The organism is Streptococcus infantis (assembly GCF_047464155.1).
GTDB classification, from domain to species: Bacteria; Bacillota; Bacilli; order Lactobacillales; family Streptococcaceae; genus Streptococcus; species Streptococcus infantis_U.
Window position 1 is genome coordinate 45,427 of record NZ_JASHCL010000001.1, and the last position, 25,655, is coordinate 71,081.

At 39.6% G+C, this 25,655-nt stretch carries 31 protein-coding genes; 28 read left to right on the forward strand and 3 right to left on the reverse strand.

The features are described 5' to 3' along the window. Positions 1-8: 8 nt before the first annotated feature. The 6 genes from QM810_RS00180 (at position 9) to manA (ending at position 7,122) form a co-directional block, all read left to right on the forward strand. Positions 9-380 carry a cupredoxin domain-containing protein gene (locus QM810_RS00180; RefSeq protein ID WP_414253412.1) on the forward strand — a complete coding sequence of 124 codons (372 nt, stop codon included), beginning with the start codon at positions 9-11 and terminating at the stop codon, positions 378-380. Positions 381-389: 9 nt separating this feature from the next. After that, positions 390-2,612 carry a heavy metal translocating P-type ATPase gene (locus QM810_RS00185; protein ID WP_414253413.1) on the forward strand — a complete coding sequence of 741 codons (2,223 nt, stop codon included), beginning with the start codon at positions 390-392 and terminating at the stop codon, positions 2,610-2,612. Positions 2,613-2,934: 322 nt separating this feature from the next. Beyond that, positions 2,935-4,710 (forward strand): pyruvate oxidase, encoded by a 1,776-nt coding sequence (spxB, locus tag QM810_RS00190; protein WP_048688661.1) that lies wholly within the window; start codon positions 2,935-2,937, stop codon positions 4,708-4,710. A gap of 253 nt (positions 4,711-4,963) precedes the next feature. Further along, on the forward strand, positions 4,964-5,311 hold the full coding sequence (locus tag QM810_RS00195) for a VOC family protein (RefSeq protein WP_414253414.1): 348 nt from the start codon (positions 4,964-4,966) through the stop codon (positions 5,309-5,311). A 147-nt stretch (positions 5,312-5,458) separates the two neighbouring features. Then, positions 5,459-6,037: a DUF3592 domain-containing protein gene (locus QM810_RS00200; protein WP_414253415.1), complete on the forward strand. Its 579-nt coding sequence runs from the start codon at positions 5,459-5,461 to the stop codon at positions 6,035-6,037. 140 nt (positions 6,038-6,177) lie between these two features. Continuing rightward, positions 6,178-7,122: a mannose-6-phosphate isomerase, class I gene (gene manA, locus QM810_RS00205; protein ID WP_414253416.1), complete on the forward strand. Its 945-nt coding sequence runs from the start codon at positions 6,178-6,180 to the stop codon at positions 7,120-7,122. Positions 7,123-7,367: 245 nt separating this feature from the next. Here the strand turns inward: manA and QM810_RS00210 are convergent, their stop codons facing one another. Genes QM810_RS00210 through QM810_RS00220 form a run of 3 tightly spaced genes read right to left on the reverse strand, consistent with a single transcriptional unit; the run spans position 7,368 to position 9,918 of the window. After that, entirely contained in the window at positions 7,368-7,820 is a 453-nt protein-coding gene (locus QM810_RS00210) for an 8-oxo-dGTP diphosphatase (protein WP_414253417.1), read from the reverse strand. 20 nt (positions 7,821-7,840) lie between these two features. Beyond that, positions 7,841-9,016 (reverse strand): NAD(P)/FAD-dependent oxidoreductase, encoded by a 1,176-nt coding sequence (locus QM810_RS00215; protein WP_414253418.1) that lies wholly within the window; start codon positions 9,014-9,016, stop codon positions 7,841-7,843. A gap of 56 nt (positions 9,017-9,072) precedes the next feature. Next, positions 9,073-9,918, reverse strand: coding sequence for a DegV family protein (locus tag QM810_RS00220; protein ID WP_414253419.1), 846 nt, complete (start codon positions 9,916-9,918; stop codon positions 9,073-9,075). Positions 9,919-10,042: 124 nt separating this feature from the next. On the opposite strand from QM810_RS00220, the gene QM810_RS00225 reads away from it, so the two are divergent. The 22 genes from QM810_RS00225 (at position 10,043) to QM810_RS00330 (ending at position 25,617) form a co-directional block, all read left to right on the forward strand. After that, positions 10,043-10,600: a TetR/AcrR family transcriptional regulator gene (locus QM810_RS00225; RefSeq protein WP_414253420.1), complete on the forward strand. Its 558-nt coding sequence runs from the start codon at positions 10,043-10,045 to the stop codon at positions 10,598-10,600. Between the two features lie 18 nt (positions 10,601-10,618). Beyond that, entirely contained in the window at positions 10,619-11,086 is a 468-nt protein-coding gene (locus QM810_RS00230; protein WP_414253421.1) for a deoxycytidylate deaminase, read from the forward strand. Positions 11,087-11,175: 89 nt separating this feature from the next. Further along, a complete protein-coding gene (upp, locus tag QM810_RS00235) occupies positions 11,176-11,805 on the forward strand; it encodes a uracil phosphoribosyltransferase (protein ID WP_414253422.1) in 630 nt (209 codons plus the stop codon). Positions 11,806-11,941: 136 nt separating this feature from the next. Beyond that, positions 11,942-12,568, forward strand: a complete 627-nt coding sequence (gene clpP, locus QM810_RS00240; RefSeq protein ID WP_414253423.1) for an ATP-dependent Clp protease proteolytic subunit ClpP — start codon at positions 11,942-11,944, stop codon at positions 12,566-12,568. A gap of 75 nt (positions 12,569-12,643) precedes the next feature. Then, positions 12,644-12,913 (forward strand): YlbG family protein, encoded by a 270-nt coding sequence (locus QM810_RS00245; protein ID WP_004252368.1) that lies wholly within the window; start codon positions 12,644-12,646, stop codon positions 12,911-12,913. A gap of 88 nt (positions 12,914-13,001) precedes the next feature. After that, complete coding sequence (locus QM810_RS00250; RefSeq protein ID WP_414253424.1) at positions 13,002-14,162, forward strand: ABC transporter substrate-binding protein; 1,161 nt, start codon at positions 13,002-13,004, stop codon at positions 14,160-14,162. Positions 14,163-14,278: 116 nt separating this feature from the next. Beyond that, positions 14,279-15,148 carry a branched-chain amino acid ABC transporter permease gene (locus tag QM810_RS00255; RefSeq protein ID WP_178895257.1) on the forward strand — a complete coding sequence of 290 codons (870 nt, stop codon included), beginning with the start codon at positions 14,279-14,281 and terminating at the stop codon, positions 15,146-15,148. Positions 15,149-15,151: 3 nt separating this feature from the next. Continuing rightward, a complete protein-coding gene (locus QM810_RS00260; protein WP_178895256.1) occupies positions 15,152-16,108 on the forward strand; it encodes a branched-chain amino acid ABC transporter permease in 957 nt (318 codons plus the stop codon). After that, positions 16,108-16,872 (forward strand): ABC transporter ATP-binding protein, encoded by a 765-nt coding sequence (locus tag QM810_RS00265; RefSeq protein ID WP_414253425.1) that lies wholly within the window; start codon positions 16,108-16,110, stop codon positions 16,870-16,872. Before QM810_RS00260 ends, QM810_RS00265 begins: the two co-directional genes overlap by 1 nt. After that, complete coding sequence (locus QM810_RS00270) at positions 16,872-17,582, forward strand: ABC transporter ATP-binding protein (RefSeq protein ID WP_045763246.1); 711 nt, start codon at positions 16,872-16,874, stop codon at positions 17,580-17,582. The genes QM810_RS00265 and QM810_RS00270 overlap by 1 nt, the downstream gene beginning before the upstream one ends. Before the next feature lie 366 nt (positions 17,583-17,948). Then, complete coding sequence (locus tag QM810_RS00275; protein ID WP_178895253.1) at positions 17,949-18,605, forward strand: CBS domain-containing protein; 657 nt, start codon at positions 17,949-17,951, stop codon at positions 18,603-18,605. Positions 18,606-18,733: 128 nt separating this feature from the next. Further along, positions 18,734-19,024 (forward strand): 30S ribosomal protein S6, encoded by a 291-nt coding sequence (rpsF, locus tag QM810_RS00280; RefSeq protein ID WP_002896497.1) that lies wholly within the window; start codon positions 18,734-18,736, stop codon positions 19,022-19,024. Positions 19,025-19,035: 11 nt separating this feature from the next. After that, positions 19,036-19,506, forward strand: coding sequence for a single-stranded DNA-binding protein SsbA (gene ssbA / locus QM810_RS00285; RefSeq protein WP_414253426.1), 471 nt, complete (start codon positions 19,036-19,038; stop codon positions 19,504-19,506). Positions 19,507-19,537: 31 nt separating this feature from the next. Then, positions 19,538-19,777 carry a 30S ribosomal protein S18 gene (gene rpsR / locus QM810_RS00290; protein WP_000068664.1) on the forward strand — a complete coding sequence of 80 codons (240 nt, stop codon included), beginning with the start codon at positions 19,538-19,540 and terminating at the stop codon, positions 19,775-19,777. A 186-nt stretch (positions 19,778-19,963) separates the two neighbouring features. Beyond that, complete coding sequence (locus QM810_RS00295) at positions 19,964-20,473, forward strand: GNAT family N-acetyltransferase (protein WP_414253427.1); 510 nt, start codon at positions 19,964-19,966, stop codon at positions 20,471-20,473. A gap of 81 nt (positions 20,474-20,554) precedes the next feature. Then, a complete protein-coding gene (locus tag QM810_RS00300) occupies positions 20,555-21,955 on the forward strand; it encodes a bifunctional Cof-type HAD-IIB family hydrolase/peptidylprolyl isomerase (RefSeq protein ID WP_414253428.1) in 1,401 nt (466 codons plus the stop codon). Position 21,956: 1 nt separating this feature from the next. Continuing rightward, positions 21,957-22,319, forward strand: coding sequence for a S1 RNA-binding domain-containing protein (locus tag QM810_RS00305; protein WP_004252382.1), 363 nt, complete (start codon positions 21,957-21,959; stop codon positions 22,317-22,319). Positions 22,320-22,367: 48 nt separating this feature from the next. Further along, a complete protein-coding gene (locus tag QM810_RS00310) occupies positions 22,368-23,117 on the forward strand; it encodes a tRNA1(Val) (adenine(37)-N6)-methyltransferase (protein ID WP_414253429.1) in 750 nt (249 codons plus the stop codon). Then, positions 23,107-23,391 (forward strand): GIY-YIG nuclease family protein, encoded by a 285-nt coding sequence (locus QM810_RS00315; protein WP_006150413.1) that lies wholly within the window; start codon positions 23,107-23,109, stop codon positions 23,389-23,391. The genes QM810_RS00310 and QM810_RS00315 overlap by 11 nt, the downstream gene beginning before the upstream one ends. Before the next feature lie 83 nt (positions 23,392-23,474). Further along, positions 23,475-24,410: a manganese-dependent inorganic pyrophosphatase gene (locus QM810_RS00320; protein ID WP_254726236.1), complete on the forward strand. Its 936-nt coding sequence runs from the start codon at positions 23,475-23,477 to the stop codon at positions 24,408-24,410. Positions 24,411-24,473: 63 nt separating this feature from the next. Continuing rightward, positions 24,474-24,986, forward strand: coding sequence for a YiiX/YebB-like N1pC/P60 family cysteine hydrolase (locus tag QM810_RS00325; RefSeq protein WP_414253430.1), 513 nt, complete (start codon positions 24,474-24,476; stop codon positions 24,984-24,986). Further along, a complete protein-coding gene (locus QM810_RS00330) occupies positions 24,970-25,617 on the forward strand; it encodes a DUF1803 domain-containing protein (RefSeq protein ID WP_414253431.1) in 648 nt (215 codons plus the stop codon). The genes QM810_RS00325 and QM810_RS00330 overlap by 17 nt, the downstream gene beginning before the upstream one ends. Positions 25,618-25,655 lie beyond the last annotated feature (38 nt).

The following is a 25,655-nucleotide window of genomic DNA, read 5'->3' on the forward strand; positions in this document are numbered from 1 at the left end:
GAGACGCTATGTTAAATCTATTTGTATCTATTGTTGTTTTAGGAATGATTGCTTTTATCCTCTTTTGGTTTTTCAAAAAACCGCAAGAAGATGCTAAGAGAGCCCAACAAAAGAATGGCTATCAAGAAATTCGAGTGGAGGTCATGGGAGGATATACTCCAGAAACCATTATCCTCAAAAAATCGCAACCTGCTCGCATTATTTTTGATCGAAAAGATCCTTCACCTTGCTTGGACCAAATCGTATTTCCAGACTTTGGTGTGCATGCAGACCTACCTATGGGAGACCAATATGTGGTTGAAATCACTCCTCAAGAAGCGGGAGAATATGGTTTCTCTTGTGGAATGAACATGATGCACGGTAAGATGATTGTAGAATAGGAGAATGATATGACTGAAATTGTAAAAGCAAGTCTTGAAAATGGTGTTCAAAAAATCCGTATCACGGCAGACAAAGGCTACCATCCAGCCCATATTCAACTACAAAAAGGAATTCCTGCTGAGATTACCTTTCACCGTGTGACACCATCAAACTGTTATAAAGAAATTCTCTTCGAAGAAGAAGGAATTCTAGAGCCAATCGCTCAAGATGAGGAAAAAATCATTCGTTTTACACCTCAAGACTTGGGTGAACATGAATTTTCATGTGGCATGAAGATGCAAAAGGGGACCTACACCGTTGTTGAAAAAACTAAAAAGTCTCTCAGTCTTTTACAGCGTTTTTGGATTACTAGTATCTTTACTGTGCCTCTTGTGATTCTCATGATTGGGATGTCTACAGGAGGAATTAGTCACCAAGTCATGCGTTGGGGCACCTTTTTAGCCACAACACCCATTATGCTGGTAGCTGGAGTTCCATATATCAGAAGCGCCTGGGCTAGTTTTAAAAAGCACAATTCCAACATGGATACCTTGGTTGCTCTGGGAACCCTAGTGGCCTATTTCTATAGCTTAGTTGCCCTCTTCACTGGTCTGCCCGTTTACTTTGAAAGTGCTGCATTTATCCTCTTCTTCATTCTTTTGGGAGCAGTTTTTGAGGAAAAAATGCGAAAAAATACTTCGCAGGCAGTCGAAAAATTATTAGACCTACAAGCAAAAACAGCAGAGGTTTTGCGTGATGATGTTTATGTTCAAATACCTCTAGAACAAGTCAAAGTTGGGGATCTCATTCGCGTTCGACCAGGTGAAAAAATAGCTGTTGATGGGATTGTCTTAGAAGGTGAAACCAGCATCGATGAATCAATGGTGACTGGAGAAAGTATTCCAGTCGATAAATCAGTTGGAGATGCTGTCATTGGTTCAACCATCAATAATAGTGGTACGATCATCTTTAGAGCTGAAAAAGTTGGTTCTGAGACTATGTTGGCTCAGATTGTGGACTTTGTGAAAAAAGCGCAAACCAGTCGTGCTCCTATTCAAGATTTGACAGACAAGATTTCTGGGATTTTTGTACCAGCAGTTGTCATTTTAGGACTTCTTACTTTTTGGGTCTGGTTTGTTTTACTTGGAGATAGCTTTGTGACTTCACTTCTCTACGGAGTTGCTGTTTTGATAATTGCCTGTCCTTGTGCACTAGGACTCGCGACACCGACAGCACTCATGGTTGGAACAGGACGAAGTGCCAAGATGGGGATTCTTCTCAAAAATGGTACAGTTTTACAGGAAATCCAAAAAGTCCAAACCATTGTTTTTGATAAGACTGGAACCTTGACCGAAGGGAAGCCAGTAGTGACAGATGTTATTGGTGATGAAAGAGAAGTGCTAAGTTTGGCTGCTTCACTGGAAGATGTATCTCAACACCCGCTAGCTCAAGCTATTGTTAATCGTACATCTGAACTAGGAATTAGCCTTTACCCAGTGGAAAACTTCCAAGCCTTGCATGGAAAAGGTGTGACTGGGATTATTAATGGTAAACAAGTCTTGCTGGGGAATGCCAAACTCTTAGATGATCTTGCTATTCCACATGATTATCAAGAACGATTTGATTTGCTTGAGAAAGAAGCAAAAACAGTTGTCTTCCTATCCGTAGATGGTCAGTTAAAAGGCTTAATTGCCTTGCAAGATGTCCCTAAGGAAAATGCCAAAGAAGCTATTGCCAAATTGAAAAAACGTGGCCTTAGAACGGTCATGCTTACTGGAGATAATGCTGGAGTAGCCCATGCGATTGCAGAGCAAATTGGGATAGAAGAAGTGATTGCAAATGTCTTGCCAGAGGAAAAGGCACATGAAATTCACAAGCTTCAAAAGAATGGCAAATTGGCCTTTGTTGGAGATGGTATCAATGATGCGCCGGCCCTCAGTGTAGCGGATGTCGGAATTGCCATGGGCTCTGGGACAGATATTGCCATTGAATCAGCAGATCTTGTCCTTACAACCAATAATTTACTAGGATTGGCACGTGCTTTTGATATGAGTAAGAAGACCTTTAATCGTATTCTACTCAATCTTTTCTGGGCTTCTATCTATAACCTCATTGGTATTCCGATTGCAGCAGGAGTGTTTTCTGTTCTTGGTTTGGTACTCAATCCAGAACTTGCAGGATTAGCCATGGCCTTTAGTTCAGTCTCTGTTCTAATCAGCTCTCTTATGCTTAATTTTACTAAAGTCGATTAATACTCTTCGAAAATCAAATTCAAACCACGTCAGCTTCACCTTGCCGTACTCAAGTACAGCCTGCGGCTAGCTTCCTAGTTTGCTCTTTGATTTTCATTGAGTATAAAAAGGCGGTTTTAACCGCTTTTTTGCTATTCTAAAACAGATTTTCAAAACGTTTTCAATCTGTACTGTAATAGAGAATGGAGTTTTGTGAGCACATTCTTATGAATCTGAAATCAAATGTGATAAATTAGGATTGTAAATTTACTGAATCGTTTTCAAAAAAAATATAAAAGCGCTTTTATCTTTTATCAAATTAACTTTAAGGAGAGTTATCATTATGACTCAAGGGAAAATCACTGCATCTGCAGCAATGCTTAACGTATTGAAAACATGGGGCGTAGACACAATCTACGGTATCCCATCAGGAACACTCAGCTCACTTATGGACGCTTTGGCTGAAGACAAAGATATCCGTTTCTTGCAAGTTCGCCACGAAGAAACAGGTGCTCTTGCAGCGGTTATGCAGGCTAAATTTGGCGGATCTATCGGTGTTGCAGTTGGTTCAGGTGGACCTGGTGCAACTCACTTGATCAACGGTGTTTACGATGCAGCTATGGATAACACTCCATTCCTTGCTATCCTTGGATCACGTCCAGTTAACGAATTGAACATGGATGCCTTCCAAGAATTGAACCAAAACCCAATGTACAACGGTATCGCTGTTTACAACAAACGTGTAGCTTACGCAGAGCAATTGCCAAAAGTGATTGACGAAGCTTGCCGTGCTGCCGTTTCTAAAAAAGGTCCAGCTGTCGTTGAAATTCCAGTAAACTTTGGTTTCCAAGAAATCGACGAAAACTCATACTACGGTTCAGGTTCATACGAGCGCTCATTCATCGCTCCTGCTTTGAACGAAGTTGAAATCGACAAAGCTGTTGAAATCTTGAACAATGCTGAACGTCCAGTGATCTACGCTGGTTACGGTGGTGTTAAAGCTGGTGAAGTGATCACTGAATTGTCACGTAAAATCAAAGCACCAATCATCACAACTGGTAAAAACTTTGAAGCTTTCGAATGGAACTATGAAGGTTTGACAGGTTCTGCTTACCGTGTTGGTTGGAAACCAGCCAACGAAGTGGTCTTTGAAGCAGACACAGTTCTTTTCCTTGGTTCAAACTTCCCATTTGCTGAAGTTTACGAAGCATTCAAGAACACTGAAAAATTCATCCAAGTGGATATCGACCCATACAAACTTGGTAAACGTCATGCCCTAGACGCTTCAATCCTTGGTGATGCAGGTCAAGCAGCGAAAGCGATTCTTGACAAAGTGAATCCAGTTGAATCTACTCCATGGTGGCGTGCAAACGTTAAGAATAACCAAAACTGGCGTGATTACATGAACAAACTCGAAGGTAAAACTGAGGGTGAATTGCAATTGTATCAAGTTTACAATGCAATCAACAAACATGCTGATCAAGACGCTATCTATTCAATCGACGTAGGTGACACTACTCAGACATCTACTCGTCACCTTCACATGACACCTAAGAACATGTGGCGTACATCTCCACTTTTTGCGACAATGGGTATTGCCCTTCCTGGTGGTATCGCTGCTAAGAAAGACAATCCAGATCGCCAAGTATGGAACATCATGGGTGACGGTGCATTCAACATGTGCTACCCAGACGTTATCACAAACGTTCAATACGACCTTCCAGTTATCAACGTTGTCTTCTCAAATGGTAAATATGCCTTCATCAAGGACAAATACGAAGACACAAACAAACACTTGTTTGGTTGTGACTTCCCTAATGCTGACTATGCGAAAATCGCTGAAGCTCAAGGAGCTATTGGATTTACAGTTGACCGTATCGAAGACATCGACGCAGTCGTTGCTGAAGCTGTTAAATTGAACAAAGAAGGTAAAACTGTTGTTATCGATGCTCACATCACTCCACATCGTCCACTTCCAGTAGAAGTACTTGAGTTGGATCCAAAACAACACTCAGAAGAAGCTATTAAAGCCTTCAAAGAAAAATACGAAGCAGAAGAACTCGTACCATTCCGCCTCTTCTTGGAAGAAGAAGGATTGCAATCACGCGCAATCAAATAATTCCTCTCGTCGAAAAACAGAGACAAATTTGTAGACTTCTTTATTAGGTTACTGCCGACGATTCCATCACTGAAACCATAAATTTCAATGATGGAATCTAGTGTGGAGTCTAGAAAAAGTCCCAAAGGATTTTTCGTAGTTTGATGAGCAAAGATTTGCTATCAAACTTGGTTCCACCTTGTTTATTCTTTGATTTTCTTAGAGAGAAACTTAAAAGATCGGAGCAATCCGGTCTTTTTCTGGAGGATAGTAAATGAATTTAAATCAATTAGATATTATCGTTTCAAATGTTCCCCAAGTTTGTGCGGAACTTGAGCTTATCTTGGATAAAAAGGCAGACTATGTTGATGATAGTTTTGCTCAGTTTACGATTGGCAGTCACTGCCTCATGTTATCACAAAATCATTTGATACCTTTGGAAAATTTTCAGTCAGGAATCATTCTACACATTGAAGTTGAAGATTTGGAACAGAATCAAAAGCGTGTGAAAGAATTAGGGATTGAGATTTTACATGGGCCAGTTGTAACTGATTGGGGAACCGAATCCCTGCTAGTAAGTGGCCCTGCTGGTCTAGTCATTGATTTTTATCGTATGAAATAGGATGCTTAGTCATTTGAAGTTAACCATAATGATTCTTAAAAAAGAATGTGCGCATATGAACTATTAAAAGATCGGAGTCATCCGGTCTTTTTCTTTTATGTCTTTTCTGTTAAAATAGATTCATTAGGATATTTTAAGGAGAAAATGATGCCAACTACTTTCTTTCTATTATTTGGCTTAATGAGTTTAGGCTTTGCTGCCTTCACCTATTTCATGTTCGACATATTTATCTTTAGTAATTTCAGAAATGCCAAGAGATGTACGGAAAAAACCGAAGGAGTTATTATTAGATACTCTTATGCTCTTTATAACGGGATAAGCCTCCCTGTGGTTGAGTATACTGTTGACGGGAACCAATACAAGGTTGTAGGTCCCAAATTTCTTATGGCTATTTCAAATATAATCAGTACTCCCTTGGGTTCGATCGTATCTGATGTCAAAATGGATAATTTTGAAGATGGGGAAATTCCTCAGGTTTTAAGATACAAGATTTATAGGAACAGTTTCATCTCTTTAACAAAATCACCTTTAATGGAACGATTTCCAATTGGAGGAAAGGTAACTGTTTATTACGATCCTAAAAAACCAAAACATTCCTACGTAGAAAGACCTTTAAAACCAGGTCGTTATGCATGGTTGACTAAATGTGCTGTCTATCTCCTTGTTTTTATGATGATTGCCTTGGCATTCTTTATCGTGTTCATTCTTCCAAATCTTGTCAATTAAAGTCCTTCGATATAATAAGAAGTCTATATCGTTACTATTTTTATAAAATCTTCTCCCTACTTTATAAGATAAGAAAAAGAGTTCAATTAGGACTCTTTTTTTGCTATAATGAGGGTGAAAAATTAGACAGGAGATGTAACATGTCAGAACCATTATTTTTAAATTCCGTAATGCAAGAAAAAATCTGGGGTGGTACTAAACTTCGTGATGAGTTTGGCTACGACATTCCAAGCGAAAAGATTGGTGAGTATTGGGCAATATCAGCTCACCCAAATGGTGTTTCTAAGATAGCTAATGGCCGTTTTGAGGGAACAGACCTAGCTACTTTGTATGCGGAACACCGTGAGTTATTTGGCAACCGTCCAGAGCCAGTATTTCCACTCTTAACTAAAATCCTCGATGCCAATGACTGGCTCAGTGTTCAAGTTCACCCAGACGATGCTTATGGACTAGAGCATGAAGGCGAACTTGGAAAGACAGAGTGCTGGTATATTATCGCAGCAGATGAAGGTTCAGAGATTATCTATGGTCACAATGCTAAGTCTAAAGAAGAACTCCGTCAGCAAATCGAGGATAAGGACTGGGATTCCTTGCTTACCAAAGTCCCGGTTAAGGCTGGAGATTTCTTCTATGTACCAAGTGGGACTATGCACGCCATCGGTGCAGGTATCTTAATCCTTGAAACGCAACAGTCTAGTGATACCACCTACCGAGTTTATGACTTTGACCGTAAGGATGATAATGGCAATTTGCGCGAGCTTCATCTTGAAAAATCTATCGATGTTTTGAACATTGGTGAGCCTGCAAATAGCCGTCCTGTGACTGTTAAAGCAGATGATTTGCGTTCAACTCTTCTTGTATCTAATGATTTTTTTGCAGTTTACAAGTGGGAAATCACAGGAAAAGTTGACTTTGAAAAAACAGCTGACTATAGCTTGTTGAGTGTCTTGGCAGGTCAAGGGAAACTGACTGTTGACGATAAGGAATATCCAATCCAAAAAGGTAGCCACTTTATCTTACCAAGTGATGTTGAAGCTTGGACGATAGAGGGACAAGATTTGGAATTGATTGTTAGTCATCCATAAAAAGAAAAGACTTGAGAGATATTCTCAAGTCCTTTTTTGTATTTACATAAATTGGGTGATAAAGACCACGATGATGATAATTGGAATGATGAAACGAAGAAGGAAGAGCCAGACTTGGGGAAGTATTTATCTTCAAGGTTTTTAAGAATAAGTCATGGTTTCTAGGAAAGACTATCTTATATAGATAAAGATGAAATTTCAAATAAGCAAAAATAGATGGAGATAGCTCCGTCTATTTACTACTATTATTTTAGTTGGTAGGACCAGTTGTCTCCTTCTTTGTAGTGAAAGAACTCACTTAGATCTTCTTCAAGAAAAACACGAAGCATATCAGACATATCCTCAGTAGCTAGTTTAAGATGAGATAGATTTTCAAAATCCTCGCACCAGACATTTCCTTCATCTGAAGACTGGAGTTCGCCAGTAAAGTGTTCTGTTTTGTATAAGAGGACGACATAACGAAAATCGGCATCATACCAGTCTTTGATACCACAGAGTTGAGGTTTGGAAATGGTCAGACCAGTTTCTTCTTTCACTTCACGAATGACGGCATCGACAAAGGATTCACCACGTTCAACATGCCCACCAGGAAAAGTAATGCCAGGCCAGTCAGGATTAACTCGGTCTTGAACTAGAACCTTGTCTCCGTTTTGAATCATACACATGTTAACAAATTCGACTGATTCTCTTCTGTTCATAGGCTTCTCCTTCGTATTTCTTAATCATAATGTAGACTTCCTGCCACCCATCCGGTACAGAGGGCAGAAGTGATGTTAAAGCCACCTGTGTGGGCATTAATATCCAGTACCTCGCCAGCAAAGTGAAGTCCAGGAACCAGTTTGCTTTCCAGAGTTTTAGGATTAATTTCCTTGAGACTAACGCCACCTTTGGTCACAAAGGATTTAGCCAATGACATCTTTCCAGTCACAGGAATCTTGAGGGACTTGATAGACTGGATAAGTTGGTCTCGTTCTTTTTCAGTTAGCTGTTTGACTTTTTCAGGGTAGCCTTGCACCAAGAATTCTGCCAAGCGTTCTGGCAATAACGATTTCAAGGCATTTTTCAAGGATTTTTCACGATTTTCTTCTAGAAAGTTAACTAAGTCACTTTCAGAAAGTTGTGGCAAGACATCTAAAGAGAGGATTTCACCACCCTTGACAAAGCTTGACATACGTAGAGCAGCAGGACCTGACAAACCAAAGTGGGTAAATAGTAGGTCATGAGTAATGACATGCTTGCCATAGCTTAGAGTCACATCGTCTAGTGAGATTCCCTGCAAAGCCTTGTGTGGAAAATCTGTCAGCAAAGGACTCTCGGCCGCTTCAAGTTCGGTAATGGTATGTTTAAAGTGACGAGCGATCTCATGGCCAAAACCAGTCGAACCAGTGGAAGGATAGGACTTCCCACCTGTTGTGACAATGAGTTTATCACAAGTGAAAGTCTGGTCTGCTGACTTGAGGACAAACTGGTCGTCTATCTTTTTAACAGAAACAATCTCTGTTTGAGTCATAACTTGTCCGCCCAATTCCGAGATTTTCTTTTCTAAAGCTTCGATAATAGTCCGAGATTTGTCGCTAGCAGGAAAGACACGCCCGTGATCCTCTACCTTTAGTTTGACACCATTTTCCGTAAAAAAGTTGATAATATCATGGTTATCAAACTGGGAGAAGACGCTGTATAGAAAGCGCCCATTTCCAGGAATGCCAGCTAGTAGGTCATCTAGAGTTCCGTTGTTAGTGACGTTACAGCGCCCTCCACCAGTACCAGCTAATTTTTTTCCGAGTTTCCGATTTTTTTCGATAAGGAGAGTTTTCTGCCCATAAAAGCTACTGGAAATCGTAGCCATCATTCCAGCAGGACCACCTCCGATGACAATAGTATCAAAATGTTTCATAAAAGTATTGTACCATAAAAAAACAAGAGATGATAAGTCATCCCTTGTTTGATTGATTAGCCAATTTCATATCCCATAAGAAGTCCACCCTCTTCTGCATAAAAACTACAAAGACCAGAAGTAGGGAGAATTTTAATTTCAGCTTGCGGGTACTTTTCTCGCAAGAGCTCTGAGAGCTGCTGGCAGAATTTTTCATTACTGCGGTGAGCCATGATGATACGACCACCAGCATAGCCGGCTTTAATCAACTCATCATAAGCAGCTTGGAGGGATTTCTTAGCACCACGGGCTTTTTGGAGGAGTTCCAAGGTTCCGGTTTCACTAGCTTCCCCGACCATACGAATATTGAGGAGCCCGACAACTGTACCAATAAGCTTACTCAAGCGGCCGTTTTTAACCAGGTTATCAACTTTAGCAAGAACGAACAACAACTTCGTTTTTTCTTGATAAGTAGTAATAACTTCAACCACTTCTTCAAAAGAAAGACCTTGGTCAATCAAGTCATTGATTTTCTCAACAATTAAGTCTACCTCTCCACCAGCAGACAAACTATCAATAACGTGAATCTGAGTGTCAGGGTGGTCTTCGAGATAAATGTTTTTAGCTAATTGCGCGCTATTGTGGCTACCAGAGAGAGTTCCTGTGATGGTCACTACAAAAATATGTTTGGCACCTTCAAATGCTCGTAAATAATCATCAGGACTAGGGCAAGCTGATTTAGAAGCTTCAGAAGTCGCATACATAGTTTCCATCATCTGATCAATATCCAGATTGGCATCATCGACAAAGACCTGGTCCGCTACTTGAATCGTTAATGGGACACTGACAAATTCAGTATCAAAAGCAGGATTTGCCAGTTGACGATAATCACAACCAGAGTCAGCTACAATCTTCCAAGTCATAGAAATTCTCCATCTTTATCACTTATACATTGACAAAGGTTCTGTCTTTTTTTACAATTATATCATGAAAGCCCTTGAAACAAAAGTAGTACCTCTCTGTTGTCACAAGTAGAAAGAAATTGTTATGTCTGAACGAAAAATATCTGAAAAATCGCTTGAAAACCTTAGAAAATCAAATCAAGAATCTAATTTGCTAACCAGAGAAGCGATTGAAACAGCTCTTTTGCAACTCTTGGAGAAAAAGGAGTTGGCTAAGATTAGCATTTCTGAGTTAGTCAAGCGTGCTGGCGTTTCTCGTGCAGCTTTTTATCGAAACTATGATTCAAAAGAAGAAATTTTAGAAAGTGTCTTTAAACGAAGCGTCCATAATATCATGGAGCAACTAAGCCATTACGATGTCAAGACGGAACTCTATCTAGTTTGGGTTCACCTCTTTAGAGAAGCTAAGAAAGAAGCCAAGGTTATTCAGCTTGCCCTGGACTATCACCTGGAAAAAATCTTTGTTCAAGCTATGCAGGAATTTTTGGAAAAATATTATGGAAAATCAAAGGGTGTTAGCAGTTATATGCATTCTTTTTGGAGTTCTGCTATCGTATCGGTTTTGCTAAAATGGATCAAGGATGGGATGAAGATACCTGCTGAAAAAATTGCAGATTTACGCTTGCCATTTTTCAAAAAATAAGTTAAGAGGAGAAAAACTATGACAGAAAAAAGACTAGCTTGGGATGAGTATTTCGCTGCTCAAGCTCTATTGATTGCCAATCGTTCAACCTGTAAGCGTGCCAAAGTAGGAGCCGTTTTAGTTAAGGATAACAAGGTTGTTTCAACAGGCTATAATGGCTCTGTATCAGGAACAGAACATTGTATTGACCACGATTGTCTGGTGATTGAAGGTCACTGTGTCCGCACTCTTCATGCAGAGGTAAATGCTATTTTACAAGGGGCAGAGCGTGGCGTTCCAAAGGGTTTTACAGCCTACGTTACTCATTTTCCATGCCTTAACTGTACCAAGCAACTGTTGCAGGTGGGATGTGAACGTGTTGTTTATATCAATCAATACCGTATGGATGACTATGCCCAGCATCTTTATCATGAAAAAGGAACGGAGTTGACTCATTTACCACTTGAAACAGTGCAAGCAGCTCTCCAAGAAGCTCACCTGATCTAGAATTTGTAAAAAAATAAATGGTTTAAAAAGCTTTTTAAGCCATTTTTTGATATAATAAGAAGAATAAATTGAAAGAAGGAATTCTGAAAATGGGAAAACTTGAAGTTATTAATCATCCACTGATTCAACACAAATTGTCAATCTTGCGTCGCACTGACACTTCTACAAAAGCTTTTCGTGAGTTAGTTAACGAGATTGCAATGTTGATGGGATATGAAGTACTTCGTGATCTTCCGCTTGAAGACGTTGAAATCGAAACACCTATCACAAAAACAGTTCAAAAACAATTGGCTGGTAAAAAATTAGCGATTGTTCCAATCTTACGTGCAGGTATTGGTATGGTTGATGGACTATTGAGTTTGGTTCCAGCGGCCAAAGTTGGGCACATTGGTATGTACCGTGACGAGGAAACCCTTCAACCAGTAGAATACTTAGTAAAATTACCTGAAGATATTGACCAACGTCAAATTTTTGTAGTTGACCCTATGCTTGCAACAGGTGGATCAGCGATTTTGGCTGTTGACTCCCTCAAAAAACGTGGAGCTTCAAACATCAAGTTTGTCTGCCTTGTATCAGCTCCAGAAGGTGTGAAGGCACTTCAAGCAGCTCACCCTGATGTAGAAATCTTTACAGCAGCTTTGGATGAACGCTTGAACGAACATGGTTACATCGTTCCAGGTCTTGGAGACGCTGGAGACCGCTTGTTCGGTACGAAATAAGATTCTAAGCATACACTAAAACTGTTCATTGGTTTTAGTCTCGAAAGGAGGTTGAATTTTTGTGTCTGTCTTTAGAATGGAGCAAAAATTTGACCTTTTTTGACCAAAAAGATATAATAATCCTGTATCGAGTCGTTTGACTAAGAAATATTGCAATCAGAAGGAGAAAAGAATGATTCCTGTAGTTATTGAACAAACAAGTCGTGGAGAACGTTCATATGACATTTACTCACGTCTTTTAAAAGATCGTATAATCATGTTGACTGGACCAGTCGAAGACAATATGGCAAACTCAGTCATCGCCCAATTGCTCTTCTTGGATGCCCAAGATAGTACAAAAGATATTTACCTTTATGTAAATACACCAGGTGGGTCTGTATCAGCTGGTTTGGCAATCGTTGATACCATGAACTTTATCAAGGCAGATGTCCAAACTATCGTTATGGGGATGGCAGCTTCAATGGGAACAATTATTGCCTCAAGTGGAGCAAAAGGCAAACGTTTCATGCTTCCAAATGCAGAGTACATGATTCACCAACCAATGGGTGGTACAGGTGGTGGTACTCAGCAGACTGATATGGCCATCGCTGCTGAACACTTGCTTAAAACTCGTAAGACTTTAGAGCAAATCCTTGCAGATAATTCTGGCAAGTCAGTTGAGCAAATCCATAAAGATGCTGAACGTGATTACTGGATGAGCGCTCAAGAAACTCTTGAATACGGTTTTATTGACGAAATTATGGCTAATAATTCTTTGAATTAAACTACTAAAGCAAGCTCGACTGAGCTTGTTTTTTTTGATATAATAGAAGGAAGATTGTTAGAAGGAAGTTGAATTATGTTTCAAAAAGAGAATCGGTCTGGTCTGATTATCTATTTATACTATAATCGCGATGCTAAAAAACTCGCAAATTATGGTGATATTTGTTACCACTCAAAAAAACATCGTTACCTACAACTTTATGTCCCAACAGAAGAAGTGGAAGAGCTGGTAAATCGTTTAGGAAAAGAGAAATTTATCAAAAAAGTGAGAGTTTGTCATATCCAAGAATTGGAAACTCCTTTCGTAGGGAACCTATATAAAACTAGCGAAAACGTTATCATTTAAAAAAGTGAGAGAAACTTGTTGACAATTTTCTGATAATTCGGTATATTCTTAACATGTAATTTAAATTGAACATTAAAAGGAGATAAACATGAAGAAAAAATTTGCATTGTCACTCGTAGCTCTTGCAAGTACAGCACTCTTAGCAGCTTGTGGGGAAGTGAAGTCAGGAGCTTCAAACACAACTGGTAACCCAATTGATGAAAAAGTTGTAAAAATTGGTTTCAACTTCGAAGAGACTGGAGCAGTAGCTGCTTACGGTACATCTGAACAAAAGGGTGCTCAACTTGCAGTTGATCAAATCAATGCTGCTGGTGGTGTTGATGGAAAACAAATCGAAGTTGTAGATAAAGATAACAAATCTGAAACTGCTGAAGCGGCTTCAGTTTCTACAAACCTTGTTACTCAATCAAAAGTAGCAGCTATCGTAGGGCCTGCGACTTCTGGAGCAACTGCTGCTGCAGTGGCAAACGCTACTCAAGCTGGTGTGCCATTAATCTCGCCAAGTGCTACTCAAGATGGTTTGACAAAAGGACAAGACTTCCTATTTATTGGAACATTCCAAGATAGTTTCCAAGGAAAAATCATCTCAAACTACGTTTCAAACAAATTGAACGCTAAGAAAGTTGTTTTGTATACTGATAACTCAAGTGACTATGCTAAAGGTGTTGCAAAAGCTTTCCGTGATTCATTCTCAGGTGAAATCGTAGCTGATGAAACATTTGTATCAGGAGATACTGACTTCCAAGCAGCTCTTACAAAAATCAAAGATAAAGAATTTGATGCAATCGTATTACCAGGTTACTACACTGAAGCAGGTAAAATTGTAAACCAAGCTCGTGGTATGGGTATTGACAAACCAATCATCGGTGGTGATGGATTTAATGGTGAAGAGTTTGTTCAACAAGCAACAGCAGAACGCGCATCAAACATTTACTTCATCTCTGGTTTCTCATCAACAGTTGATGTGTCAGATAAGGCGAAAGCTTTCCTTGAAGCATACCGTGCGAAATACAATGAAGAGCCTTCAACTTTTGCAGCTCTTGCATATGACTCAGTTTACCTTGTAGCAAATGCAGCAAAAGGTGCAAAAACTTCAGTTGATATCAAGAACAATCTTGCTAAAACACAAAACTTCGAAGGTGTTACAGGTCAAACAAGCTTTGATGCAGATCACAACACTGTGAAAACAGCCTTCATGATGACCATGAATAATGGTAAAGTAGAAGCGGCAGAAGTCGTAAAACCTTAATCTTATAGATATCGTAAATGGGGAATGAGCTTTTACTCACTCCCTGTTTCGGTATTTATAAAGGGATTATTTTTTTAGAAAAATCCTAAAAATAAAACTTAGAAAGAGTGAACCATATGCTTCAACAACTTGTCAATGGTTTGATCCTAGGGAGTGTTTATGCGCTACTAGCCCTGGGTTATACCATGGTTTATGGAATTATCAAGCTTATTAACTTTGCCCATGGTGATATCTATATGATGGGTGCTTTCATGGGTTATTTCTTGATTAATGCCCTCCATTTAAATTTCTTTTTAGCCTTAATTTTGTCCATGATTGGCTCAGCTATTCTCGGTGTTATCATCGAGTTTCTAGCCTACCGTCCACTCCGACATTCAACTCGTATCTCTGTATTGATTACTGCTATTGGGGTATCCTTCTTGCTTGAGTATGGAATGGTCTATCTAGTAGGTGCCAATACACGTGCCTTCCCTCAAGCAATCCAAACAGTTCGTTATGACTTGGGTCCAATCAGTCTAACAAATATTCAATTGTTGATTTTGACAGTTTCGATTGTCTTGATGATTCTTTTGCAACTCATCGTGCAAAAAACAAAAATGGGGAAGGCCATGCGTGCCGTATCTGTAGATAGTGATGCAGCTCAGTTGATGGGGATCAACGTAAACCGTACAATCAGTTTCACCTTTGCCTTAGGATCAGCTCTGGCTGGTGCAGCAGGTGTCTTGATTGCCCTTTATTACAACTCTCTCGAACCATTGATGGGAATGACTCCAGGTATTAAATCTTTCGTTGCTGCCGTTCTTGGTGGTATCGGTATCATACCTGGTGCAGCTCTTGGAGGTTTTGTAATTGGTCTATTGGAAACTTTTGCAATCGCTTTTGGATTGTCAGATTTCCGTGATGCCATCGTGTATGGAATCTTGCTCTTAATCTTGATTGTTCGTCCAGCTGGTATCCTTGGTAAGAATGTGAAAGAGAAGGTGTAAACAATGAAAGTAAATGTAAAAGCTAATATTCTCTGGATATTCCTTTTGTTGCTTGGATATGGTATGATTAGCCTCTTAGTTTCACTTGGTATTTTAAACCTTTTCCATATTCAAATTCTGGAGCAAATCGGTATCAACATTATTCTTGCAGTAGGACTTAACCTAATCGTTGGTTTCTCTGGCCAATTTTCACTTGGACATGCTGGATTTATGGCTATCGGTGCTTATGCTGCAGCTATTATCGGTTCAAAATCTCCAACTTATGGTGCCTTCTTTGGAGCTATGTTGCTCGGCGCCATCATTGCTGGTTTGGTTGCCCTCATCGTAGGAATTCCTACCCTCCGTTTGAAGGGAGACTATCTTGCAGTTGCGACACTTGGGGTTGCTGAGATTATTCGTATCTTAATTGTCAATGGCGGTAATCTTACAAATGGAGCTGCAGGTATTTTAGGGATTCCAAGCTTCACTAACTGGCAAATGGTATATATCTTTGCCGTGATTACAACTATTTTAACACTGAACTTTTTACGTAGTCCAATCGGTCGTTTAACCTTGTCTGTTCGTGAAGATGAAATTGCGGCTGAGTCAGTAGGGGTCAATACAACAAAAATCAAAATTATTGCTTTTGTATTTGGAGCTATGACTGCAAGTATTGCAGGATCACTCCAAGCAGGATTTGTCGGTTCAGTTGTACCAAAAGATTATAGTTTTATCAACTCTATCAACGTTTTGATCATCGTTGTATTTGGTGGTTTGGGATCAATCACAGGATCAATTGTTGCGGCCATTGTTCTTGGTATTTTGAATATGTTACTCCAAGACGTTGCTAGCGTTCGTATGATTATCTATGCTTTGGCTTTGGTACTTGTTATGATTTTCAGACCAGGTGGACTCCTTGGTACATGGGAATTGAGCCTATCACGTCTCTTTAAAAAAGGTAAGAAGGAGGGACAAAACTAATGGCATTACTTGAAGTAAAAAACTTAACCAAACATTTTGGTGGTTTGACGGCTGTTGGAGATGTAACTCTCGAATTGAATGAAAGTGAACTTGTTGGCTTGATTGGACCGAATGGAGCGGGCAAAACAACTCTTTTCAACTTGCTGACAGGAGTTTATGAACCGAGTGAAGGAACTGTTACTTTGGATGGACACTTACTAAATGGGAAGCAACCTTATAAAATCGCATCCCTTGGTTTAGGGCGTACCTTCCAAAATATTCGTCTTTTTAAAGACCTGACAGTTTTGGACAATGTTCTCATCGCATTTAGCAATCATCATAAACAACATGTATTTGCTAGTTTCTTGCGCTTGCCAGCTTTCTATAAGAATGAAGAAGAATTGAAAGCCAAAGCTTTAGAATTACTAAAAATCTTTGATTTAGATGGTGATGCTGAAACTTTAGCTAAAAACTTAGCTTATGGTCAACAACGTCGTTTGGAGATTGTTCGTGCTCTTGCCACAGAACCTAAAATTCTTTTCTTGGATGAGCCTGCAGCGGGAATGAATCCACAAGAAACGGCAGAATTGACTGAGTTGATTCGTCGTATCAAAGATGAATTCAATATTACTATCATGCTGATTGAACATGATATGAACTTGGTCATGGAGGTCACAGAGCGTATCTATGTTCTTGAGTATGGTCGTTTGATTGCTCATGGAACACCAGATGAAATTAAGAACAACAAACGCGTTATCGAAGCTTATCTTGGAGGTGAAGCCTAATGTCTATGTTAAAAGTTGAAAACCTCTCAGTACACTACGGTATGATTCAAGCTGTACGTGATGTAAGCTTTGAAGTCAATGAAGGAGAAGTTGTTTCTCTAATCGGTGCTAACGGTGCAGGTAAAACAACCATCCTTCGTACTCTATCAGGACTTGTTCGTCCAAGTTCTGGTAAAATTGAATTTTTGGGACAAGAAATCCAAAAGATGCCTGCACAAAAAATTGTGGCATCAGGACTTTCTCAAGTACCAGAAGGACGTCACGTCTTCCCTGGTTTGACAGTTATGGAAAACTTGGAGATGGGAGCCTTTCTTAAGAAGAACCGTGAAGAGAACCAAGCAAATTTGAAGAAAGTCTTTTCACGTTTTCCACGTTTGGAAGAACGTAAAAACCAGGATGCAGCAACCCTATCTGGAGGTGAACAACAGATGCTTGCCATGGGACGTGCGCTTATGTCAACTCCTAAACTTCTTCTATTAGATGAACCATCAATGGGGCTTGCTCCGATTTTTATCCAAGAAATTTTTGATATCATCCAAGATATTCAAAAACAAGGAACAACCGTTCTCTTAATTGAGCAAAATGCTAATAAAGCACTAGCCATCGCTGACCGAGGATATGTTCTTGAAACAGGAAAGATTGTCCTATCAGGAACAGGAAAAGAACTCGCAGCATCAGATGAAGTCAGAAAAGCATATCTAGGTGGCTAAAACAATCCAGTGGATTGTTTTAGTCGGAAGATAAAGATTGCGCTAGCAATCCACATTAGTCCGGGGGACCTTTTTAGTCGGCGGATAGAGATTGCTTGGCAATCATCAAATCCAGTGGATTGTTTTAGTCGAAAGATAAAGATTGCGCCAGCAATCCACATTAGTCCAGAAGACCTTTTTAGTCGGCGGATAGAGATTGCGGCAGCAATCATACAATCTACATAAGTATAAAATCAAGGGCTCTAAGTTGAGCTCTTTTTCGTAAAGTCCTTCAGATTTTTCTGAATCTTGAAAAAGAAATGAGAGCGTTTGATAGCTTTCCGTAAAAAGTGTATAATAAAACTATAAACATAAAGGAGATTTCCTATGGCAGTTAAAGATTTTATGACACGCAAGGTCGTTTATATCAGTCCTGATACAACTGTTGCACACGCAGCAGATTTGATGCGCGAACAAGGCTTGCACCGTCTCCCTGTTATTGAGAATGATAAATTAGTAGGCTTGGTAACAGAAGGTACAATCGCTGAAGCTAGTCCTTCAAAAGCGACTAGTCTTTCAATCTTCGAGATGAATTATCTGCTTAATAAGACAAAAGTAAAAGACGTCATGATTCGAGATGTTGTTACTGTCTCAGGCTATGCAAGTTTAGAAGATGCAACCTATCTCATGCTCAAAAATAAGATTGGTATCTTACCAGTTGTTGATAATGGTCAATTGTATGGCGTTATAACAGATCGAGATGTATTCGGAGCCTTTCTTGAAATTGCTGGTTATGGTGAAGAGGGAATCCGTGTTCGTTTTATCACAGAAAATGAAGTTGGGGTACTCGGTAAGATTGTTTCTTTAATCGTTGAGGAAAATCTTAATATTTCTCATACTGTTAATATTCCACGTAAAGATGGTAAGATTGTTATCGAAGTCCAAATTGAGGGAACGGTTGATCTTAGTTCCTTGAAGAAGAAATTTGAAGAAGAGAATATTTTCGTAGATGAAATTACCAAAACTGCAGCAAAAAAACTCTAAAAAATAAACTATCATTGTTTTATACTTGCGAAAAAAATTTTTTTCTAGTATAATAGTTTATTGTGAGCAAACCTCACTTACCCCATGCAAAGACTTGGGGTCATTAGACCAAAAGGAGGAACATATCAATGGCTAAATACGAAATTCTTTATATCATTCGTCCAAACATTGAAGAAGAAGCGAAAAACGCTTTGGTAGCACGTTTTGACTCTATCTTGACTGACAATGGTGCAACTGTTGTTGAATCAAAAGATTGGGAAAAACGTCGTCTTGCATACGAAATCCAAGATTTCCGTGAAGGACTTTACCACATCGTTAACGTTGAAGCAAACGATGACGCAGCTCTTAAAGAGTTTGACCGTCTTTCAAAAATCAACGCTGACATTCTTCGTCACATGATCGTCAAACTTGACGCGTAAGAAGGTAGATTATGATTAACAATGTTGTACTTGTAGGGCGTATGGTACGTGACGCTGAGTTGCGTTATACCCCATCGAATGTAGCAGTTGCGACTTTTACTCTTGCAGTAAACCGTACATTCAAGAGTCAAAATGGTGAACGTGAGGCTGATTTTATCAATGTCGTAATGTGGCGCCAACAGGCTGAAAACCTTGCTAACTGGGCTAAAAAAGGCTCACTTATCGGGGTTACAGGTCGTATCCAGACTCGTAGTTACGATAACCAGCAAGGACAACGTGTCTACGTGACTGAAGTCGTAGCTGAAAATTTCCAAATGTTGGAAAGCCGTAGCGTGCGTGAAGGTCAAACTGGTGGAGGTCATTCTGCACCAAGTTCAAATTATTCAGCACCTACACAATCAGTACCTGACTTTTCACGAGATGAAAATCCATTCGGAGCAACAAATCCTTTGGATATCTCAGATGATGATTTACCATTCTAATGGACAATTAATACTATAAAGGAGAAAAAACATGGCTCAACAACGTCGTGGCGGATTCAAACGCCGTAAAAAAGTTGATTACATCGCAGCAAACAAAATTGAATATGTTGATTACAAAGATACTGAGCTTCTTAGCCGTTTCGTTTCAGAACGTGGGAAAATCCTTCCACGTCGTGTAACTGGAACTTCAGCTAAAAACCAACGTAAAGTAACAACAGCTATCAAACGCGCTCGCGTAATGGCTTTGATGCCTTTCGTAAACGAAGATTAAAGAAAAGACCCTTACGGGTCTTTTTTTCGGTCCAGTGGACCTCTTTTTTTGTTCAGGCGTGTCTTTTATCAGACTTTTACAGGACTCCCTGTTGACCTAGTAAGATTCTTTTGTCTTACTAGGTTTTTTCTTTTAATCTTTATTATCGTGCTATAATGGTAGGAGAAAGCTATAAAGGAGAAGCTTATGAAGACGACATGTTCAATTAGAAAAATGCAAGAATCTGACATAAAATATCTATCTCGAGGATTTATCAGACAAGGTTGGCCAAGTAGAGAGGAGGTTTTAACTCGATACTTTGAGGAGCAAGAAAGTGGGGAGAGAGAGGTCTTAGTTGCAGAGGTTGAGGGTGCTGTAGCGGGCTACATTACCATTTTGCCCTCTGCTAAACATGGTCCTTTTGCAGAAGTCTATCCAGAATTATCAGATTTTAATGTATTTGAGCCTTTTCGAAATCAAGGAGTTGGGAGTCAACTGCTAGAAGAAGCAGAAAAACGAGTCGAGCTTGTTTCGATCAAGGTAAGTCTAGGCGTAGGCTTGCACTCAGGATATGGACCCGCCCAAAGATTGTACATCAAACGAGGCTATATTCCAGATGGGACGGGTGTTTGGTATAGAAATCAACCCTTGGAAATGAACGCTACTAGTCAAAACAATGATGATTTAGTTTTGTACTTGTCTAAGGAATTCGAATAAGAGGTAGCAAATTTCTTTGAAGATAGGGGAATTCTCTACTTTATGGTATAATGGAAAGAGTGAATTGAAGGAGGTATTATAATGGATGCCAAGTTAAGATACAAGGCTAAGAAGATTAAGATTATCTTTTTTGATATAGATGATACTTTACGAAATTCAAAGACAGGTTTTGTTCCAAGTACTATTCCAAGGGTTTTTAAACAATTACGTGAAAAAGGAATCTTGACAGGAATTGCGACTGGTAGAGGCATTTTCGGTGTGGTACCAGAGATTAAAGCCCTCAATCCTGATTTCTTTGTAACCTTGAATGGTGCCTATATTGAGGATAAAAAGGGCAATGTCATTTATAGTAACAAAATTGCTAAGGATAAGGTAGAAGAGTATATTGCTTGGACCAAGGAAGTTGGGATTGATTACGGTTTGGTGGGAAGTCATGCTGCTAAACTATCAAGGCGAACAGAGATGATTAGCCAGGCAATTGACCCGATTTATCCTAATTTAGAGGTGGACCGTGATTTTTATCAAAATGAAGATATTTATCAGATGTGGACCTTTGAGGAGCAGGGAGATGACTTGACTTTGCCTGACAGTTTAGCATCGACTTTGCGTATGGTACGCTGGCATGAACATTCATCAGATGTTGTGCCGATTTCCGGTTCAAAGGCAGCTGGGGTTGCAAAAGTTGTGGACCAATTAGGTTTAAAACCTGAAAACGTTATGGTTTTTGGGGACGGTCTTAACGATTTAGAACTCTTTGATTATGCAGGCATTAGTGTTGCTATGGGAATTTCTCATGATAAAATCAAAGAAAAAGCAGATTATATTACAAAAACATTAGAAGAAGATGGCATCTTTGATGCCTTAGAAGGATTTGGTATGGTAGAAAAAGAATTGCATTTCCCACAAGTAGACATTGAAACAGTAGAAGGTCCTATCGCGACCATTAAGACCAATCACGGAGACTTGCGTATTAAGCTCTTCCCTGAACATGCTCCTAAAACAGTAGCCAACTTTATTGCTCTGTCAAAAGATGGATACTATGACGGTGTGATTTTCCACCGTATTATTAAAGATTTTATGATTCAAGGTGGAGATCCAACTGGTACTGGTATGGGTGGTGAGTCAATCTATGGAGAATCTTTTGAGGATGAGTTTTCAGAAGAACTTTACAATGTCCGTGGAGCCCTTTCTATGGCTAATGCTGGGCCAAATACAAATGGTAGCCAGTTCTTTATCGTGCAGAATCAACACTTGCCATATTCTAAGAAAGAAATTGCTCGTGGTGGTTGGCCAGAACCAATTGCGGAAATTTATGCTGAACAAGGTGGAACTCCTCACCTAGACCGTCGTCACACTGTATTCGGTCAACTTGCGGATGAAGCTTCTTATGAAGTTCTTGATGCAATTGCAGGTGTCGAAACAGGTGCAATGGACAAGCCAGTTGAAGACGTAGTCATTGAAACTATTGAAATTGAGGACTAAAATGAAAATCGGTGATAAGCTAAATGGCCGTATTACTGGGATTCAGCCCTATGGAGCTTTTGTTGAGTTAGAAACAGGAGTGACTGGACTGATCCATATTTCAGAGATTCGGACAGGATTTATCGAAAATATTTACGAGGTTTTAAAGATCGGTGATGAAGTCCAGGTGCAGGTGGTAGATTTTGATGAATATACAGGGAAGGCTAGCCTTTCCATTCGTACCTTGGAAGAAGAAAAACATCAACTTCCTAGACGGAGACGGTTTTCGAATGATCGCATCAAACATGGATTCGCGCCACTTGGCCGCATGATGCCTGTTTGGACTCGAGAAGCCTTGGAGCATTTAAAGAAAAACAGTAATTGATATCCCTCAAAACATTGTGATGTTATTATATTTTGTTATAATAGAAGTATGGACGAAGAACAATTATTAAAATCAGGAGAGCGCATTAATCAACTCTTCTCTACAGATATCAAGATTATTCAAAATAGAGAGGTTTTCAGCTATTCGGTGGATAGTGTACTTTTGTCACGCTTTCCTCGTTTTCCTAAAAATGGGTTAATTGTGGATTTTTGTGCGGGCAATGGAGCTGTTGGACTTTTTGCCAGTAGTCGTACCAAAGCTAAAATTCTATCTGTAGAAATTCAGGAACGTCTCGCTGATATGGCTGAACGGTCAGTGCGTTTAAACGGCTTGGAAGAGCAGATGCAGGTTATTTGTGATGATTTGAAGAACATGCCTAGCTACATTCAGGGGAGCAAGGTTGATTTGATTTTATGTAATCCGCCTTATTTTAAGGTAGATCCAAATTCTAATCTAAATGAAAGCGAGCATTACCTTTTAGCTCGGCATGAAATTACGACCAATCTTAAGGAAATCTGTCGTAGTGCTCAGAGTATTCTCAAATCAAATGGGCGTCTAGCCATGGTTCATCGTCCTGATCGTTTGTTAGATATTTTAGAAACCCTTCAACAACACAATTTAGCTCCAAAGCGGCTGCAATTTGTCTACCCTAAACGGGAAAAGGAAGCCAATATGCTTTTGATTGAGGCTATCAAAGACGGCTCCACTAGTGGCTTTAAGGTTTTACCACCACTCATTGTTCATAATAGTGATGGTTCCTACACACCAGAAATTCAAGAGATTTATTATGGATCATAAGGCTTATATGTATGTAGTTGAGTGTCGTGATGGTTCTTACTATACAGGCTATACAACAGATGTGAAGAAACGAGTTGCTGTCCACAATAGTGGCAAAGGAGCCAAATATACACGAGCTCGATTACCGGTAAAACTCATCTATGCTCAAGGTTTCGATAGTAAAGAAGAAGCCATGTCGGCTGAAGCCCTTCTCAAACGTAAGAAGAGAGCGCAAAAAGAAAGATTTTTATCTGAAAACCAAGAAAAAAATTTACTCAGTCATTTTGAAGAGTAGGGGGAGTCCTTTGACTCCTCTTACTTTTGTCAAAAATTGAAAAAAATGCTACAATAAGGAGAATAAAGAAACGAGGTATTATCATGTCTAAGATTCTAGTATTTGGTCACCAAAACCCAGATTCAGATGCTATTGGTTCATCAGTAGCCTTTGCTTATCTTGCAAAAGAAGCTTATGGTTTGGATACAGAAGCAGTAGCTCTTGGTACTCCAAATGAAGAAACAGCTTTCGTATTGGACTATTTTGGTGTGGAAGCACCACGCGTGATCACATCAGTTAAAGCAGAAGGTGCAGAGCAAGTCATCTTAACGGACCACAATGAATTCCAACAATCAGTATCAGATATCGCTGAAGTAGAAGTTTATGGTGTTGTGGACCACCACCGTGTGGCTAACTTTGAAACGGCGAGCCCACTTTATATGCGCTTGGAGCCAGTTGGATCAGCATCTTCTATCGTATACCGCATGTTCAAAGAACATGGTGTAGCAGTGCCAAAAGAAATCGCAGGTTTGATGCTTTCAGGTTTGATTTCAGATACCCTTCTTTTGAAATCTCCAACTACCCACCCATCTGATAAAGTGATTGCACCTGAATTGGCTGAATTGGCTGGTGTTAACTTGGAAGAATACGGTCTTGCAATGCTCAAGGCTGGTACAAACTTAGCAAGCAAATCAGCAGAAGAATTAATTGACATCGATGCCAAGACTTTTGAATTGAACGGAAACAATGTTCGTGTGGCTCAAGTGAACACAGTTGATATTGCGGAAGTCTTGGAACGCCAAGCTGAAATTGAAGCAGCTATCCAAGCAGCAAACGCAGCTAACGGTTACTCTGACTTTGTTTTGATGATTACAGACATCGTCAACTCAAACTCAGAAATTTTGGCCCTTGGTGCTAACATGGACAAAGTTGAAGCAGCTTTCAACTTCAAACTTGAAAACAACCACGCTTTCCTTCCAGGTGCTGTTTCACGTAAGAAACAAGTGGTACCACAATTGACTGAAAGCTTTAATGCATAATCATAGATGGGAAAGCCCATTGTTAAAAAGGAGTTTCGGCTCCTTTTTTGCTAGGAGAGAAGTATGTTGGAAAATGGCGATTTGATTTTTGTAAAGGACCTGTCAGATATGGGGCAGGCCATCCAGGAATCTACTGGTAACTACAGTCACGTGGCTATCTTTTTGGACGGACAGGTCTATCATGCTACGGTGGAAGGTGGCGTCATTGCCCAATTCCCTGAAGATTTCTTTGAAGCTGAGAAAGTCTATGACCTTTATCGCTATGCGAAGATTGATTGCCCAGAGGTTAAAAAGCAGGCAGAGAGCCTTTTGGGTTCGCCTTACAATGCTTCCTTTTACCCAGATGGAGATGGTTTCTATTGTTCCCAGTTCATTGCTAAACTACTTCCTATTTTTGAGACCATTCCGATGAAGTTTGGAGATGATACACAGGAAATCAGTGATTTCTGGAGTGAATATTATAGAGAACTAGGGCTAGCTGTACCTTTGAATCAGCCTGGTACTAACCCTAGTCAATTAGCGGCATCTCCACTTTTAGTTTTTAAAGAAAGGAATCTTCATGATTCAGATTTTTAATCCATCTCGTTTGACACGACAACCATTCTTTAGAGATTTGGTTGACTATCTTGATCAGCATGATGATGTTATTCTACGTGAAATCAAGGCTCAGTTTCCAGGGGTTGCAGTTGACAAGTACTTGGAGGAATACATTAAAGCTGGTTTCATCCTTCGAGAAAACAAACGCTATTCTCTCAATCTCCCATTTCTAGAATCTACAGATTCTCTTGAACTAGACCAAGAAGTCTTTGTGAGGGATGATAGTCCTGTTTATCAAGAAATCCTGGAGAAAGATTTTCAGACTGAATTGCACAATCAAACCAATGCAGCTATCCTAGAAGAGTATACAGATTTTGCTAGGGAGCAGATGACCTTGTCTAATTACTTTTATAAGGTTAAGCACCATTATCCGCTGACAGAAGATCAGCAGAAACTCTATACTGTTTTGGGGGATGTCAATCCTGAGTATGCCCTTAAGTATATGACAACCTTTTTGCTTAAATTTCTCAAAAAAGACCAGCTTATACAGAAACGCCGTGATATCTTTGTTGATAGTCTAATCTTATTAGGTTACATCGTTCAAAATGAAGATGGGAAATATGAGTTGGCTGTAGAATTTGATAAGGAAAGACTCATCTTTATAAAATAATAGAAGAAGACTAGGAAATTTCCTAGCCTTCTTTTTAT